This window comes from Bacillus cereus group sp. MYBK101-2, from assembly GCF_051918845.1.
Lineage (GTDB): Bacteria > Bacillota > Bacilli > Bacillales > Bacillaceae_G > Bacillus_A > Bacillus_A paranthracis.
Genome location: NZ_JBQAIE010000011.1, coordinates 72,096 through 85,943, shown reverse-complemented (window position 1 = coordinate 85,943; position 13,848 = coordinate 72,096). Strand labels below are relative to the sequence as shown.

Sequence of the window (13,848 nt, the reverse complement as noted above, 5' to 3'; positions counted from 1 at the left end):
GTGAAGAAAAGAAGCTTATCATGATAGGCTTCTTTTTTGTTATACTAAAAGTAGCATAGAATGAAGGAGCGAATAATTTGGAAGAGAAAAAGCTAAAAAGAATTCTTGAATATGTATGGATCGCGGTTGTGCTCCTTGTAGGATATTATTTCTTAAAAGAAAAAAGTATATTGGTTCTATTTTTAATGACGTTTTTATTAGCGGGTTTAGGCACGTTATTTATTAATTTCTTCTTTGATAGTTTAAATGCATGGAAGAAGAAAAAGAAGGGAACGAAGTAAAGGAGGGAATATATGCAAAAGTGGAAGCTCATATATCAGGTGATTATTTTCCTATTACTTGTAGGTATTGGAATTGTGAAATACGCAACGCCAATAGGAAATTGGGCATCGTTTACAGCTTGCATCGGCATATTTTTCATTTTACAATCGTTAACGAAAAAATATAATAGTACAGAAAAATAGCTCGCCGCTAAAACGGCGAGCTATTTTGTTATGCTTTTTTCTTTTCATCATTCGTTTTTTCGGTAGCTAAGTGACTATGCTTTCTAGAGTAGAAGAAATAGAAGCATAAGCCGACTATAAGCCAAACGGCAAAGCTAATCCATGTTGTTTTAGACAAATTGATCATTAAATATAAGCAGCAAAGAATCGCGACAACTGGTAGTACAGGTACGAAAGGTGTGCGGAATCCGCGTTTTAAGTCAGGGTGTGTTTTTCGTAAAATAAGTACTGCACAGCAAACGAATGTAAAGGCTGTTAATGTACCGATATTTACTAAATTCGCTAATACGTGCAGATCTAAAAGTCCTGCTAATAAAGCGGCGACAACACCAGTAATCCACGTATTTAATAAAGGGATTTTCACTCTTTTATTTACACGTGCTAACGCTTTTGGAAGTAAACCGTCACGGCTCATCGCATACGAAACGCGAACTTGTCCATACATAACGACTAAGAGAACGGTTGTCATTCCAGTCATCGCTCCAACAGCGAGTAGTCCTGCAATTGTATCTTCGCCAACGAAATGTAAGGCAAACGCAACTGGGTCAGAAACATCTAATTGTGTATAAGGAACCATACCTGTTAAAACGAAAGATACGATCATATATAAAACAGTACAAATAAGAAGGGAACCGATAATGCCGATTGGTAAATCGCGCTGTGGTTTTTTCGTTTCTTCCGCAGCGGTTGCGATTGCATCAAAGCCTAAGAAGGCGAAGAATACAGTAGCAGCTCCAGTAATAATACCGTCGTACCCGAATGGAATGAACGGCGTCCAATTTTCAGGTTTTACATATTTTGCACCTGCTACGATAAAGGCGATAATAACGGCTAACTTAATAAGAACCATAATGTTATTAATGCGTGCGCTTTCACGTATACCAAAACTTAAAAGGCCTGTAATGAGTAGTAAAATACAAACAGCTGGTAAATCGATGAGACCACCTTTTCCTACGCCAGGGGCCGAGGCGATTATGGCGGGAAGATGGACGTTAAATCCTTGTAGTAAAGATTGTAAATAACCAGACCAACCGACAGCTACTGCTGCAACGGCAAGTAAATATTCGAGCATTAAACACCATCCGACGATGAAGGCGACGACTTCTCCGACTGTCATGTATGCGTAAGTATACACACTTCCTGAGACAGGAATAGAAGAAGCAAATTCAGCATAACAAAAGGCTACACAAGCACAAGTAAATGCAGCAATAAGAAATGATAGCATAATACCAGGACCAGAATGTTTCGCTGCAACAATACCTGTTAATACAAATATCCCTGTCCCAATTACGGCGCCAATTCCTAAAAACGTTAAATCAAGTGCGGTTAATGTTCTTTGTAGTTGCCGTGGTGATTCAGTACTAAGCGCTTTTTTTCGTAATAATGACTTCACTTTGGACTCTCCCCCCGTTTTTCATTTCCATAACCGCGAGTGTAGTATGAGCCCACTAGAAAAGAGTATGTAAGTAAATGGAGGTACAGTTATGGTATATAGTTTTTGGAATTGCTGGGTTCATTTTATTATAATTCAGAATATTTTGTCAAATGAAAATGTGACAAATAAAATGCGAATGAATAGGGGAAACTACTTGCAGGAATGGACGGGGATTACCAATCTATTCGGATGGAGAAAACCCGCTGATTAAAGTTAAAGTAGGAGAAGATGCTATGCTATTTTATTTTGAACTTGTCGTCATTTTACTTTGTACGAAATTAGCTGGTGATATTAGTGTGAGACTCGGCCAGCCTTCTGTACTTGGGAAATTAATTGTTGGTATTATTATCGGTCCAGCTGTACTCGGTATTATTAATAGTTCTGAACTTATTGATGAATTGAGTGAGATTGGTGTTTTACTACTTATGTTTATGGCGGGACTTGAAACAGATTTAGAAGAGTTAAATCGGAATTTGAAATCATCATTTGCAGTAGCGGCTGGTGGAATTATTTTTCCTTTCATTGGTGGTTATGTAACAGGATTGCTGTTTGGATTAATACAATCTCATGCCATTTTTTTAGGGTTATTACTTTGCGCAACGTCAGTTAGTATTACAGTGCAAACGCTAAGAGATTTAGGAAAAATGAATACGAGAGAAAGTACAACGATTTTAGGTGCTGCTGTATTTGATGATGTCATCGTCGTTATTTTATTAGCGTTTGTTATGAGCTTTTTAGGAACGCAAGATGTGAATATAACACTTGTTATCGTAAAGAAAATTATCTTCTTTGTTAGCATTGTTTTTATTGCATGGAAAGTTGTTCCTTGGATTATGAAAATGCTCGTGCCGCTTCGTGTAACAGAAGCGTTAATTAGCGCGGCTCTTATTATTTGTTTCTCTTTTTCGTATTACAGTGAAATGATGGGAATTGCAGGTATTATTGGAGCATTTGCAGCCGGAATTGCCATTTCTCAAACAGAGTATAAGCACGAAGTAGAACATAAAATTGAACCGATTGCGTATGCGATATTTGTGCCAGTGTTCTTCGTAAGTATCGGAATGGAAATTACATTTCAAGGTATCGGAAGTCAGCTTTGGTTCATTATCATTATGACGCTCATTGCGATTTTCACAAAGTTAATTGGATCAGGTTTAGGAGCAAGACTAACAGGATTCAACCTTCAATCTTCTATTAGTATTGGTGCGGGAATGGTATCGCGTGGTGAAGTAGCACTTATTATTGCTGCAAATGGACTGGCGGCGAATTTACTAGCGAAAGAAAATTTCACAGCGATTGTTATTGTTGTTATATTGACAACGATTATTACCCCGCCGCTTTTGAAGAAGTATTTTGTATAGAGAGGAAGGGCTTATCTGAAGTAGATAAGCTCTTTTTTATAGTAAAAAGCAATAGTCATTAGCTTGAATAGGTTGTAATTATGGTAAAATCTATGTATGTAATATGACGAGGAGAGGGAAGGTTATCGGTATAATCATAATTATTGCAGTATGTACACCGTTTACTGCATGGAAAGAATCAAAAGCGAAAGATTTTCCGGTTTCTATTTTTTCTTCCTATGTAGAAGATGAAAACCCGAAAGACTATAAGTAGACTGCTTTTGTACCTGACTGTGCAGTTTGGATACATGGATGGGGAAAATACCGATTTTAAGGTGAAATAACGCTATATAAAAAAGGGATGGAACTGTAATTGTTCACCATCCACCTGGTAATGATGGTTTTTATCTATATGGTGTAAATGAGAGTAGAGAATATACGCAACCGTAAGAAGTGGAGGTTAAATAGTGAAAACTTCAACATTACTATTTAAAATTGAAAGTAATATGGATCAATTTTCACCAGCTGAAAAGAAGGTTGCCATGTACATAACGGAGAATGCAGAGATTGTTCCGAACTTAACGACGAAAGAAGTATCAACGAATGCAGGCGCAAGTGAGGCGAGTGTTGTTCGCTTTTGTAAGTCGATTGGAATCGGAAGTTTTAAAGCATTTAAAATCGCGCTCGTTCGCGAATTAACGATTGCTGATTATAATATTAACGATTTTTCAGTGATGAATACGGAAGATGGACCGTACGACTTGTTTAATAAAGTTACGTATGTGAATAAAGCTGCAATTGAGGCGAGCGTTACGGCGATAGATAAAAAAGAACTTGAGAAAGCTGCAGATCGTATTGTAAATGCGGATAAAATTATATTTTACGGAGTCGGTGGATCAGCTACTCCAGCGATGGACGGGGCTTATAAATTTACAAGGCTCGGATTTACAGCGATGATGCTGTCTGATTTTCATATGATGTTGCCGCTTGTGACGAATTTAAAAGAAGGCGATATATTTGTGGCGATTTCAACATCTGGTCGTACGAAAGATGTACTTGAAATGGCGCAATATGCGAAGAGACAGGGTGCAACAGTTATTGCGATTACAAAGCTTGATCAATCATCGCCGTTATATAAAGAGGCGGATATTCGTCTTTGTATGCCAGATGTAGAACAAGATCATCGCATTGCAAGTATTGCTTCAAGAATGACGCAATTGAACATGATAGATGCTCTATATGTGATTACCTTTAATCGCATTGGTAATAAAGTGCTAGATCAATTTATGGAAACAAGAGAAGAAGCTTTGCGATTACGGAAGCTGAAATGAGAAGATGGGGAAACCCATCTTTTTTGCATACGGACGGACATAAATTCGTCATGAAAAGAAATTAAATTTCATAAAATAATAAAGTAATATTGATTTTAAATTTCTTAAAGTTATAATGAAAGTATGAAATTAAATTTCAAAGTAGGTGGGAATATGTTAGAAAATTTATCGACAGAACATCGTAATGAGAAGACGATGAATTTAGATGAGATGAGCATAAAAGAAGTTCTGCAAAGTATGAATGAAGAAGATCGAACTGTTGCATTAGCAGTTGAAAATGAAATAGAGCAGATTGAAAAAGTTGTGCAGACTGTTATTAAATCTTTCGAAGAAGAGGGCCGATTAATTTACATTGGGGCTGGTACGAGTGGCCGTTTAGGTATTTTGGACGCAGTGGAATGTCCGCCGACATTTGGCACAGATGATAAAATGGTGCAAGGATTTATAGCAGGTGGGTTGAAAGCGTTTACTAAAGCGGTAGAAGGTGCCGAAGATCGCGAAGAGTTAGCGGAAGAAGATTTAAAAAGTATTGGATTAAATGAGAAAGATACAGTGATTGGAATTGCAGCAAGTGGTCGAACTCCTTATGTAATTGGTGGCTTGAAGTACGCGAATAGCGTAGGAGCGAGTACAGCTAGTATCTCCTGTAATAAAAATGCTGAAATAAGTAAATATGCAAAACTAAACGTGGAAGTAGAAACAGGCGCAGAAATTTTAACAGGATCAACGCGTTTGAAAGCTGGTACAGCGCAAAAACTAGTGCTCAATATGATTTCAACAGCATCTATGATTGGTGTAGGGAAAGTATATAAAAACTTAATGGTAGATGTTCAATCTACAAATGAAAAGTTAATAGAACGATCAAAACGAATTATTGTGGAAGCAACAGGTGTTAGTTATGAAGTAGCAGCGGAGTATTATGAAAAAGCAGAACGTAATGTGAAAGCTGCGATTGTTATGGTGTTATTGCAGTGTGAGTATGGGGAAGCACTGGAGAAACTAAAAGAAGCGAAAGGGTTTGTGAAGAAGGCACTATAAAATAATAGGGAGGGGGATTCTATTATGAAGAAAGAAGAGAGAATGGCCAGAGAAATTTCAGAGCAACTTGGGGGAGTAAAAAATATTCGTGGCATTGCTCATTGTATGACGAGACTACGATTAACGCTTCATGATGAAAGTAAAGTAAACATGGACCTTTTAAAAAAGGTTGAAGGGGTTATGGGCGTTATTGAAGATGAGACGCTTCAAGTTGTCGTTGGTCCGGGAACGGTAAATAAAGTAGCAGCAGAGATGGAAGGTTTAACGGGACTGCGAATTGGTGAGGTGGCAGATCATCACCTTGAAGATCTTGGGCAAGAGATGAAGTCAGAGATGAAGAAGAAAAATAATACACCGGTGAAAAACTTTTTAAGAAAAATAGGAAGTATTTTCATTCCGTTAATTCCGGGTCTTGTTGCGTCAGGTATTATAAATGGGGTTGCTAACTTTGCGAAAAACGCAGGTGCTGATCCGAATGCAACATGGCTACAAATGTTACTACTTATTGGCGGCGGTATCTTTACATTCTTAGGCATTTTAGTCGGTTGGAATACAGCGAAAGAGTTTGGCGGGACTCCAGTTCTTGGGGCAATTGCTGGTATTTTAATTTTCAATCCAGCGATGGCGAACGTAAAGTTATTTGGTGAAGCGCTCGTACCCGGACGGGGCGGATTGTTTGCAGTTATTTTTGCAGCGTGGCTTATGGTTGTAGTGGAAAGACAAGTTCGAAAAGCTGTACCAAATGCAGTTGATATTATCATAACGCCACTTATTACTGTGTTAGTCGTAAGTATCGTAACGATGTTAGCCATTCAGCCGGTAGCAGGTTTCTTATCTGAAGGAATTACGAGCGGAATTAATGGTATTTTAAGTATTGGTGGCGCGTTTGCGGGAGCAGTACTTGCAGGAACATTTTTACCGCTCGTTATGGTCGGATTACATCACGGTTTAACACCGATTCATATGGAGTTTATTAATCAAACGCACGTAACACCTTTATTACCAGTACTCGCAATGGCTGGAGCTGGTCAAGTAGGTGCAGCCATTGCGGTTTTTGTAAAAACAAAAAATAAACGACTTCGTAACGTAATTAAAGGGGCATTACCAGTTGGATTTTTAGGAATTGGCGAACCGTTATTATACGGGGTTACATTACCACTTGGGAAACCGTTTCTTACCGCTTGTTTAGGGGCAGCTGTCGGCGGTGCATTCCAAGCAGTTATGAAAACGGCTGCACTCGGAATCGGTGTATCCGGATTATCATTAATTCCGTTAATTGCTGATAATAAATATTTATTATATTTCCTTGGATTAGTAGTGGCATATACTTTCGGCTTCATCTTTACGTACTTCTTCGGATTTAAAGAAGAAATGGCAGAAAACATATAGAGAAAGGGATTCCTTTCTCTTTTTTATTCATAGAAAGGGAGATTCATATGCTAGGAGTATCAATTTATCTTTCAAAAGAGCGAGTAAAGAAACAAGAAGAATGGCTAAAAGTAGCGAAGAAAAACGGATTTTTATCTATTTTTACATCACTTCATATACCAGAAGATGATCCAAATACGTATAAAGAGTTAATTCAAATACTTGGGAAACAGGCTCTTGAAAATGAAATGGAATTAATGGTTGATGTTTCCCAAAAATCACTACACCATTTAGGAATGACGTACGAAAATGTGGAAGAGTTAGTAGAGTGGGGAATTACTGGTTTACGAATGGACTATGGCATCACGCCAAAAGAAATCGCACGCGTATCTCACAAGATGAAAGTAGCTTTAAATGCGAGTACGATTACAGATTCATTTTGGAAAGAGTTAATTACTGAAAAGATACGGGTCGAGAATGTAGAAGCGTGGCATAATTTTTACCCGCGCCCAGAAACAGGACTAGCAAAGTCCTTTTTACAAAAACAAAACGAATATTTACATGCGTGCGGAATAAAAACGATGGCATTTATTCCAGGGGATGGGGAGAAACGGGGGCCGTTATATGAAGGATTACCAACGTTAGAAAAGCACCGCAATATGCGCCCGCTTGAAGCGTATTTAGAACTTGTACAAGATTGTGGTGTCGATAAGGTGTTAATCGGGGATATAAGCGGAAGTCTAGAAAGTGTACAAGAGATAGCGAGTGCGAGTAGAGGGATTATTCCGCTGCGGTACAAATCGTTTATAACTGATAAAGAAGTATTAAAAATAGTGGAACAAGTGCATACAAATAGACTAGATCCAGCTCGTGATGTCATTCGCTCAGTAGAATCGCGAGAAGAACATAAAGTGATTTTACAGCCGATTCATACCATTTCAAGAAAGAAAGGTAGCATTACAATTGATAATGAATTGTACGGTAGATATGCTGGAGAGATGCAAGTTGCTATACATGATTTGCCTGTAGATGAGAAAGTGAACGTTGTTGGCATGGTTGTAGAAGAGGATATTTCTTTATTGCCGTATGTTGGCGCTGGAAAAATGTTTCAATTTTTTTGTGCGATAGAGTAAAAGCTTGAATTAACGCTACTTTGTAGGAAAACATTATCCGTAAAAGGGATAATGTTTTTTGTTTTCTTTAAAAAAGTATTTGACGAATGAAATGAAATACCGTATTGTTTTGACTTGTAAATAAAAGTTCACCATAACAAAACAAAAAGGAGAGAAAAAAATGAATCAATATATTGGGAATTTAATTATTCGTATCGTGTTAGGAGTAACGTTCTTTGCACATGGTTTAGCGAAGTTTCAATCAGGTATCGATAACGTAGCAGGCTGGTTTACAAGCATTGGCTTACCGGGTGGTCTAGCGTATGGCGTAGCAACAGTTGAATTAGTTGGTGGTATATTATTAATTATCGGTTTAGGCGTACGATATGTAGGATTGTTATTTGCACTAATTTTAGCTGGAGCTATCGTAAAGGTAAATGGAGCAGCAGGTTTATTAGGAGATGGAAAGAATCCAGGATATGAATTAGACCTTGCATTATTATCAATGGGTGCGTATTTATTCGTTGTAAAAGCAGAAGGATATGTAGATCGTTTCTTAAAAGAGAAAGTAATGAAAACGAAGTAGATTTTATTTATAAATTGTTGACTTGAATCATTATTGTAACTATAATAATTACAACGTATAGATTAAGAATAAAATAATTTAAATATTTTTTCGCACAAGTTGTAACGAAACTGGTTACACCTTGTGCGAAAAATAAATAAAACGGGAGGAAGTAACATGTCTAAATCAAATTTAGAAATAATTCGAAGTACATATGAAGGATCAGCTTCTTCGAATGCAAAACATTTAGCGGAAGCCCTCTCTGAAAAAGTAGAATGGACAGAGGCAGAAGGATTCCCATACGGGGGAACTTATATCGGTGTAGAAGCAATAATGGAAAATGTATTTAGCCGATTAGGATCAGAATGGGATGATTATAAAGCAAGTGTAAATACATATCATGAAGTAAGCGGAAAAGATGTAATTATTGCTGAAGGTATGTATTCAGGAGTTTATAAAGAAACGGGAAAATCATTTGAAGCAGAATTTGTTCATGTATGGCAACTTGAGAACGGAAAAATTGTGAAGTTTAAGCAATATGTAGATAGTCATCTTGTTAGAGAAGCGATGAAGAGTTAATGCTTTTTAAATGGGGCGTAGGTATATGCATTACAATTATAATAATTTTCTCGTCTATAGTTGGCGGAAAGAAATTGCTTGCATATGTGGAAAAAGAAAATAAAAATATTCAAACCCAGCAAGTGGCAAACGAAAAAGAGAAGAAAGTTGCAGAAGAATCTCCGCAAGTTAGTGAAGGTGAAATTATTTCTACTATGCACAAAATGGTACACCAAAAGGTAAAATCCTCTGAAAAATGGGGATTTGTAGAAATGACAAACAAGGAAATTTCTAATGTGAAAAGAGATATTGAAAATAGCACAGGTTTTCAATATAAAATGAAGTTATTTTCTATTATAAATAGATGGGAAAAAGGAGATTTTTCTCAAACTGTTGAGGAGCATAACTTTTTATGGAGCCTTCAAGGTGGAGATACTGGCAAGGCGACGGAACGTTTATCGCCAGAAGAGGAAAAGCAGTATATAAAAGAAATGAAGAGAAAATAAAAACATCGCCAACCCAGATGACGATGTTTTTTCATTAAGAATGTTTTCGCATTAAAGGTCTAACAGGCTGAACGGCAACTGTTTTGAAATGAGAAAATAAATAACATCCTGTCACAACGATCATTGTCCCTAAAATTTGAATCCACGTTAATTCTTCTCCGAGGAAAAGGAATGCTAAAATAGCTGTGAAAATGGGGTTGAAGTTTAGAAAAATGCCGGATGTAGTTGCTCCTAATTTTTGTACGCCAACATTCCAAAATACCATACAAAGAACTGTGGAAATGAGTCCAGTATATAAAAGTGATGTTATAAAAGAAGTGTTGATATTTGTAACAGTGAAGCTCCCTATGTTAAATGGTAGTAATAAAATAACACCGAAAATACCAGAGTAAAGCGTCGCCATGAGCGGTGTAGTTGTTTTTGTTGCCCATTTACTACAAACAGAATAGATTCCCCAAATACAAACTGCCGCAATCATCCATAAATCTCCGCTATTAAAGTGTAATGAAAATAAAAGTGAAAAATCACCTTTTAATAGGACAAGAATAACCCCAAAGAATGAAAGAATCATGGATAGAATTTGAAGTGTGTTTACTTTTTCTTTTAGAAATAATACTGAAAATAGTGCAATTGAAATCGCATTTAATGTAGAAATAAGCCCTACATTTGTTGCGGATGTTTTTTCTAATGCTAGAAATTGAAAGATGTTAAAAAGAGCAACCCCTGAAATGCCCATTAGTATTAACGGGAGTATCGCAGCGCGTGGTGGAATGATTTTCTTTTCTTTAAACCAAACCATTGGTAATAAACAAACGATCGCAATTATCCATCTTAAACTTGTAAGTGTCATTGGAGATGCGTGATCAACGAGTGATTTCCCAACGACGAAATTTCCTCCCCATAATAAGCTCGTTAATAATAGTAAAAAGACATAAAAATAAGGCATATTAAAATCCCCTTTGTTGTAATCAATGTGAATTGTAAATAATTTTAACATTTTTATTCATTGTGTAATATATTCTTTTGTATAATGGATAAAAATCGATAAAATGTTTTGTTATGAATAATATTTAAAGAAAGATGTTCAGTTTTATATAAGTTATAAGGTGTTTTTTCGAATAATCATCGGTAAGAAATAAGGGGGAATTATAATGGAGTCGTCTGTTATTAAAGTGTTGGATGATTTAGATGTACAAATTTTAGATATATTACAGAAGGAGTCACAAGTAAGTAATGCAGAGCTTGCGCGACGTGTTAATTTATCACCAGCTGCGATGCATGCGAGAATAAAAAGATTAGATGGAGAAGGATTCATTGATAAGCAAGTAGCCATTTTAAACCAAGAAAAGCTTGGTTTTGATTTGTTATGCTTCATTTTTATGAGTACGAATATTCATCAATCGGATAAACTTGAAGTGTTGGAAAAAGAATTAGAAGCGATGCCGGAAGTGTTAGAATGTCACTGTTTAACAGGGGAGTATGATTATTTATTAAAGGTTGCAAATCGTGATCGTAAAGAACTAGAACAGTTTATTAGAAAGCTAAATAAGCTTGGTATTACAAGGATACAGACGAGTTTAGCACTTCGTGAAATTAAATATTCGACGGTATTACCGATACGAAATGAGGAACCGAGCATCGATTAGATTGCTTGGTTTTTTGTTTGTATAAAGTGATTGACGAGAAGAAAAGAGAGATGTATTATTATATAAAATTGTGTATTAAAATTCATTTTGAGTTATAAATATTAATATCGGGGGCAAGGGGATAGCATATGAAAATCTGTAATGCGGTTACGAGTGATGTGAAAGAAATTTATAGTCTCATTGAAGTTTATGCAAAAGAGGGGGTAGTTTTACCGCGTTCTCTTTTGTCTCTCTATCAATATTTACAATGTTTATATGTTATGAAAGAAGAGGGGAAAATCGTTGGAGTTGCTGGTTTACATGTATTAGGGGAGGACCTTGCAGAAGTACGGTCGTTAGTCGTTTCGCATACATATGCAGGAAAAGGTATCGGACGTATGTTAGTAAACCATGTAATAAATGAGGCAGCGAAAATAAAAGTGAGTAGAGTTATTTCTTTAACATATGAAACGGAATTTTTTCAAAAGTGCGGGTTTGATTTTGTGAATAGAGAGGCATTGCCAGAGAAAGTATGGATTGATTGTAGACATTGTCCAAAGGTTGATTATTGTGATGAGGTGGCAATGATTCGGTATGTTGGGTGAAGCAAAAGAAATAAGAGCAGCTAGCAAAAGCTAACTGCTCTATTTAAGGGATCTCTCCAAGGGGGAGTGGAGAAAATATTATGTTACTAGCAGTATTGACAGATTATTAGGAAATATACAAATCGGATGAAAGAAATTTTAAATAAACTTTCGGCATTGACAGTTTTTAAAATATTCATGTACAATACATATGAATGACATTCAGTCATTTTCTGTGTCAGGATGTAGTTAGTTTGAAAACGGAACAAATACAAAAGGTAAATGAGGATGATAGTTGTTTATATATAGTAGTGAGGAAAGAGCATATTTTTTTAAAACAAAAATGACTGATAGTCAGTCATGAGAGGTGAGAGGTATGAAAAATAAAGCTTGGTTATATGTCATATTAACATGTATCTTTGAAATTTTTTGGGTGTTTGGTTTTAATACGGCCAATACGTGGTGGCATTGGATTATCATTTTAGGAGTTATCGCTGTTGATTTTCACTTCCTTTCTAAAGCGTGTGAACATCTTGCAACAGGGACCGTATATGCTGTGTTCGCCGGAGCTGGTACGGTAGGTACTTTCTTAATGGATGTCTTCCTTTTTGGCGGGAGTTTCAGTGTAGGAAAATTATTCTTTATCGTGATGGTTGTAGCTGGCGTTATCGGTTTAAAGCTAGCTGATAATAAGGAAGAAACTGTGGAAGGAGCTGCTTAAAAATGGGTTGGTTTTTCGTATTTTGTGCTGCAATTAGTGAAATAGTCGGTGTGATCGGTCTTAAAATGTATAGTAAAGATAAAACGTTAGCAAATGGTGCACTTTATATAGGTGGGTTTGCTACATCCTTTGCATTCTTGTATACATCTTTCTTATTTTTACAAGTAAGTGTCGCGTATGCGGTTTGGATTGGTATTGGAACAGCAGGTGCCGTTTTATTAAACATGTTCCTGTTTGGTGAGTCGAAAAGTAAAGCACGTATCATTAGTGTAGCTCTTATTGTATGCGGCGTGACAGGGTTAAAGGCTCTTTCTTAAAGGTATTTGGCATTTTTATCTCCTAATTTTTTGTTAGGAGATTTTATTATGAAAAAAATGATTTCCTCGCAAAGTTCACTATCATTGACAGTACAATCGATTATCTTATAAAATGAGTGACAGTCATTCAATACGCGTGTGAAAGGGTTTAGATGATGAATAAAAAAGAGAAAATTGTCTATGCAGCGATTGAAGTATTTCAGGAAAAGGGCGTTGAAAAAACGAAGATTTCTGATATCGTGAAATTAGCTGGCATTGCACAAGGAACTTTCTATTTATATTTTCCTTCTAAGTTATCTGTTATGCCTGCAATAGCAGAAGTGATGGTTGAAAAGATGATACTTGCAGTAAAAGAAAAAGTTCAAAACGATGCGCCTTTCTCAAGTAAAGTAACGCAAGTAATAGATGCGGTGTTTCACTTCATAGAGGAATATCGTGAAATACAAGCTTTAATGTATGCAGGACTTGCATCTACAGAACATATAAAAGAATGGGAAGCTGTGTATGAGCCTCTTTATATGTGGCTAAGTGAATTTTTAAGTGGGGCGAAAGAAGCTGGTGAAATTCGTGATTCGGTTCACGCAGAGCGAACAGCGAAGTTATTTATCGCTCTAGTTGAATCAGCAGCGGAACAAGTGTATTTATATGATCATAAAGATGATGAGCAAGTCGAGTTACAAAAGGCAGAAGTACTAGATTTTTTAACACATGCATTACATATAAAGAAATAGTGAGATGAACCTGTCTGAGAAGGTAGGTTCATTTTTGAGGAAAACTGAATGATAGTCATTCACCTAATGCGTATGTATGTGTGGAAGGATACAGTGAAATTCTAACGAGTAGGG

At 36.4% G+C, this 13,848-nt stretch carries 17 protein-coding genes and 1 pseudogene; 16 read left to right on the top strand and 2 right to left on the bottom strand.

Annotated elements, in window-relative coordinates; genetic code table 11:
- Positions 1-77 precede the first annotated feature (77 nt).
- Both ACTFSI_RS19755 and ACTFSI_RS19750 read left to right on the top strand, forming a co-directional pair.
- Entirely contained in the window at positions 78-281 is a 204-nt protein-coding gene (locus ACTFSI_RS19755; protein ID WP_440045589.1) for a hypothetical protein, read from the top strand.
- A 12-nt stretch (positions 282-293) separates the two neighbouring features.
- Positions 294-464, top strand: coding sequence for a hypothetical protein (locus tag ACTFSI_RS19750; RefSeq protein ID WP_001174836.1), 171 nt, complete (start codon positions 294-296; stop codon positions 462-464).
- A 28-nt stretch (positions 465-492) separates the two neighbouring features.
- Here ACTFSI_RS19750 and ACTFSI_RS19745 read toward each other — a convergent pair whose 3' ends face one another.
- Positions 493-1,896: an amino acid permease gene (locus ACTFSI_RS19745; RefSeq protein ID WP_000838739.1), complete on the bottom strand. Its 1,404-nt coding sequence runs from the start codon at positions 1,894-1,896 to the stop codon at positions 493-495.
- 275 nt (positions 1,897-2,171) lie between these two features.
- On the opposite strand from ACTFSI_RS19745, the gene ACTFSI_RS19740 reads away from it, so the two are divergent.
- From ACTFSI_RS19740 to ACTFSI_RS19700, 9 genes and pseudogenes are all read left to right on the top strand, one after another.
- Positions 2,172-3,299 carry a cation:proton antiporter gene (locus ACTFSI_RS19740; RefSeq protein WP_000899806.1) on the top strand — a complete coding sequence of 376 codons (1,128 nt, stop codon included), beginning with the start codon at positions 2,172-2,174 and terminating at the stop codon, positions 3,297-3,299.
- A 103-nt stretch (positions 3,300-3,402) separates the two neighbouring features.
- A pseudogene (locus tag ACTFSI_RS19735) lies at positions 3,403-3,728 on the top strand (outer surface protein).
- Positions 3,729-3,745: 17 nt separating this feature from the next.
- The gene (locus ACTFSI_RS19730; RefSeq protein ID WP_138322442.1) at positions 3,746-4,609 is read left to right on the top strand and encodes a MurR/RpiR family transcriptional regulator; all 864 of its coding nucleotides are present in this window, start codon (positions 3,746-3,748) and stop codon (positions 4,607-4,609) included.
- Positions 4,610-4,762: 153 nt separating this feature from the next.
- Entirely contained in the window at positions 4,763-5,647 is an 885-nt protein-coding gene (gene murQ / locus ACTFSI_RS19725; protein ID WP_277616687.1) for an N-acetylmuramic acid 6-phosphate etherase, read from the top strand.
- Between the two features lie 24 nt (positions 5,648-5,671).
- Positions 5,672-7,036: a PTS transporter subunit EIIC gene (locus ACTFSI_RS19720; RefSeq protein ID WP_440045588.1), complete on the top strand. Its 1,365-nt coding sequence runs from the start codon at positions 5,672-5,674 to the stop codon at positions 7,034-7,036.
- Positions 7,037-7,083: 47 nt separating this feature from the next.
- Positions 7,084-8,148, top strand: coding sequence for a DUF871 domain-containing protein (locus ACTFSI_RS19715; RefSeq protein ID WP_138322440.1), 1,065 nt, complete (start codon positions 7,084-7,086; stop codon positions 8,146-8,148).
- A 160-nt stretch (positions 8,149-8,308) separates the two neighbouring features.
- Positions 8,309-8,713, top strand: a complete 405-nt coding sequence (locus ACTFSI_RS19710) for a DoxX family protein (RefSeq protein WP_001077751.1) — start codon at positions 8,309-8,311, stop codon at positions 8,711-8,713.
- A gap of 156 nt (positions 8,714-8,869) precedes the next feature.
- On the top strand, positions 8,870-9,271 hold the full coding sequence (locus ACTFSI_RS19705; RefSeq protein ID WP_000045918.1) for a nuclear transport factor 2 family protein: 402 nt from the start codon (positions 8,870-8,872) through the stop codon (positions 9,269-9,271).
- A complete protein-coding gene (locus ACTFSI_RS19700) occupies positions 9,271-9,756 on the top strand; it encodes a PRK06770 family protein (RefSeq protein WP_000897971.1) in 486 nt (161 codons plus the stop codon). Before ACTFSI_RS19705 ends, ACTFSI_RS19700 begins: the two co-directional genes overlap by 1 nt.
- Before the next feature lie 34 nt (positions 9,757-9,790).
- Here the strand turns inward: ACTFSI_RS19700 and ACTFSI_RS19695 are convergent, their stop codons facing one another.
- A complete protein-coding gene (locus tag ACTFSI_RS19695) occupies positions 9,791-10,702 on the bottom strand; it encodes a DMT family transporter (protein ID WP_138322439.1) in 912 nt (303 codons plus the stop codon).
- Positions 10,703-10,907: 205 nt separating this feature from the next.
- Between ACTFSI_RS19695 and ACTFSI_RS19690 the strand changes: the two genes are divergently transcribed.
- The 5 genes from ACTFSI_RS19690 to ACTFSI_RS19670 all read left to right on the top strand — a co-directional run bounded on the left by ACTFSI_RS19690 (position 10,908) and on the right by ACTFSI_RS19670 (position 13,734).
- A complete protein-coding gene (locus tag ACTFSI_RS19690; protein WP_000446106.1) occupies positions 10,908-11,402 on the top strand; it encodes an Lrp/AsnC family transcriptional regulator in 495 nt (164 codons plus the stop codon).
- 128 nt (positions 11,403-11,530) lie between these two features.
- On the top strand, positions 11,531-11,986 hold the full coding sequence (locus ACTFSI_RS19685; protein ID WP_000686674.1) for an N-acetyltransferase: 456 nt from the start codon (positions 11,531-11,533) through the stop codon (positions 11,984-11,986).
- 355 nt (positions 11,987-12,341) lie between these two features.
- The gene (locus ACTFSI_RS19680; protein WP_000790626.1) at positions 12,342-12,686 is read left to right on the top strand and encodes a DMT family transporter; all 345 of its coding nucleotides are present in this window, start codon (positions 12,342-12,344) and stop codon (positions 12,684-12,686) included.
- 2 nt (positions 12,687-12,688) lie between these two features.
- Positions 12,689-13,003 (top strand): DMT family transporter, encoded by a 315-nt coding sequence (locus ACTFSI_RS19675; protein ID WP_000539674.1) that lies wholly within the window; start codon positions 12,689-12,691, stop codon positions 13,001-13,003.
- 152 nt (positions 13,004-13,155) lie between these two features.
- The gene (locus ACTFSI_RS19670) at positions 13,156-13,734 is read left to right on the top strand and encodes a TetR family transcriptional regulator (protein ID WP_041184075.1); all 579 of its coding nucleotides are present in this window, start codon (positions 13,156-13,158) and stop codon (positions 13,732-13,734) included.
- Positions 13,735-13,848 lie beyond the last annotated feature (114 nt).

Excerpts from the sequence above, each read along its gene's own strand:
- murQ (WP_277616687.1), top strand. The coding sequence starts at position 4,763 with ATGTTAGAAAATTTATCGACAGAACATCGTAATGAGAAGACGATGAAT.
- ACTFSI_RS19705 (WP_000045918.1), top strand. The coding sequence starts at position 8,870 with ATGTCTAAATCAAATTTAGAAATAATTCGAAGTACATATGAAGGATCA.
- ACTFSI_RS19720 (WP_440045588.1), top strand. The coding sequence starts at position 5,672 with ATGAAGAAAGAAGAGAGAATGGCCAGAGAAATTTCAGAGCAACTTGGG.
- ACTFSI_RS19750 (WP_001174836.1), top strand. The coding sequence starts at position 294 with ATGCAAAAGTGGAAGCTCATATATCAGGTGATTATTTTCCTATTACTT.
- ACTFSI_RS19690 (WP_000446106.1), top strand. The coding sequence starts at position 10,908 with ATGGAGTCGTCTGTTATTAAAGTGTTGGATGATTTAGATGTACAAATT.
- ACTFSI_RS19715 (WP_138322440.1), top strand. The coding sequence starts at position 7,084 with ATGCTAGGAGTATCAATTTATCTTTCAAAAGAGCGAGTAAAGAAACAA.
- ACTFSI_RS19700 (WP_000897971.1), top strand. The coding sequence starts at position 9,271 with ATGCTTTTTAAATGGGGCGTAGGTATATGCATTACAATTATAATAATT.
- ACTFSI_RS19710 (WP_001077751.1), top strand. The coding sequence starts at position 8,309 with ATGAATCAATATATTGGGAATTTAATTATTCGTATCGTGTTAGGAGTA.
- ACTFSI_RS19675 (WP_000539674.1), top strand. The coding sequence starts at position 12,689 with ATGGGTTGGTTTTTCGTATTTTGTGCTGCAATTAGTGAAATAGTCGGT.
- ACTFSI_RS19680 (WP_000790626.1), top strand. The coding sequence starts at position 12,342 with ATGAAAAATAAAGCTTGGTTATATGTCATATTAACATGTATCTTTGAA.
- ACTFSI_RS19740 (WP_000899806.1), top strand. The coding sequence starts at position 2,172 with ATGCTATTTTATTTTGAACTTGTCGTCATTTTACTTTGTACGAAATTA.
- ACTFSI_RS19695 (WP_138322439.1), bottom strand. The coding sequence starts at position 10,702 with ATGCCTTATTTTTATGTCTTTTTACTATTATTAACGAGCTTATTATGG.
- ACTFSI_RS19670 (WP_041184075.1), top strand. The coding sequence starts at position 13,156 with ATGATGAATAAAAAAGAGAAAATTGTCTATGCAGCGATTGAAGTATTT.
- ACTFSI_RS19685 (WP_000686674.1), top strand. The coding sequence starts at position 11,531 with ATGAAAATCTGTAATGCGGTTACGAGTGATGTGAAAGAAATTTATAGT.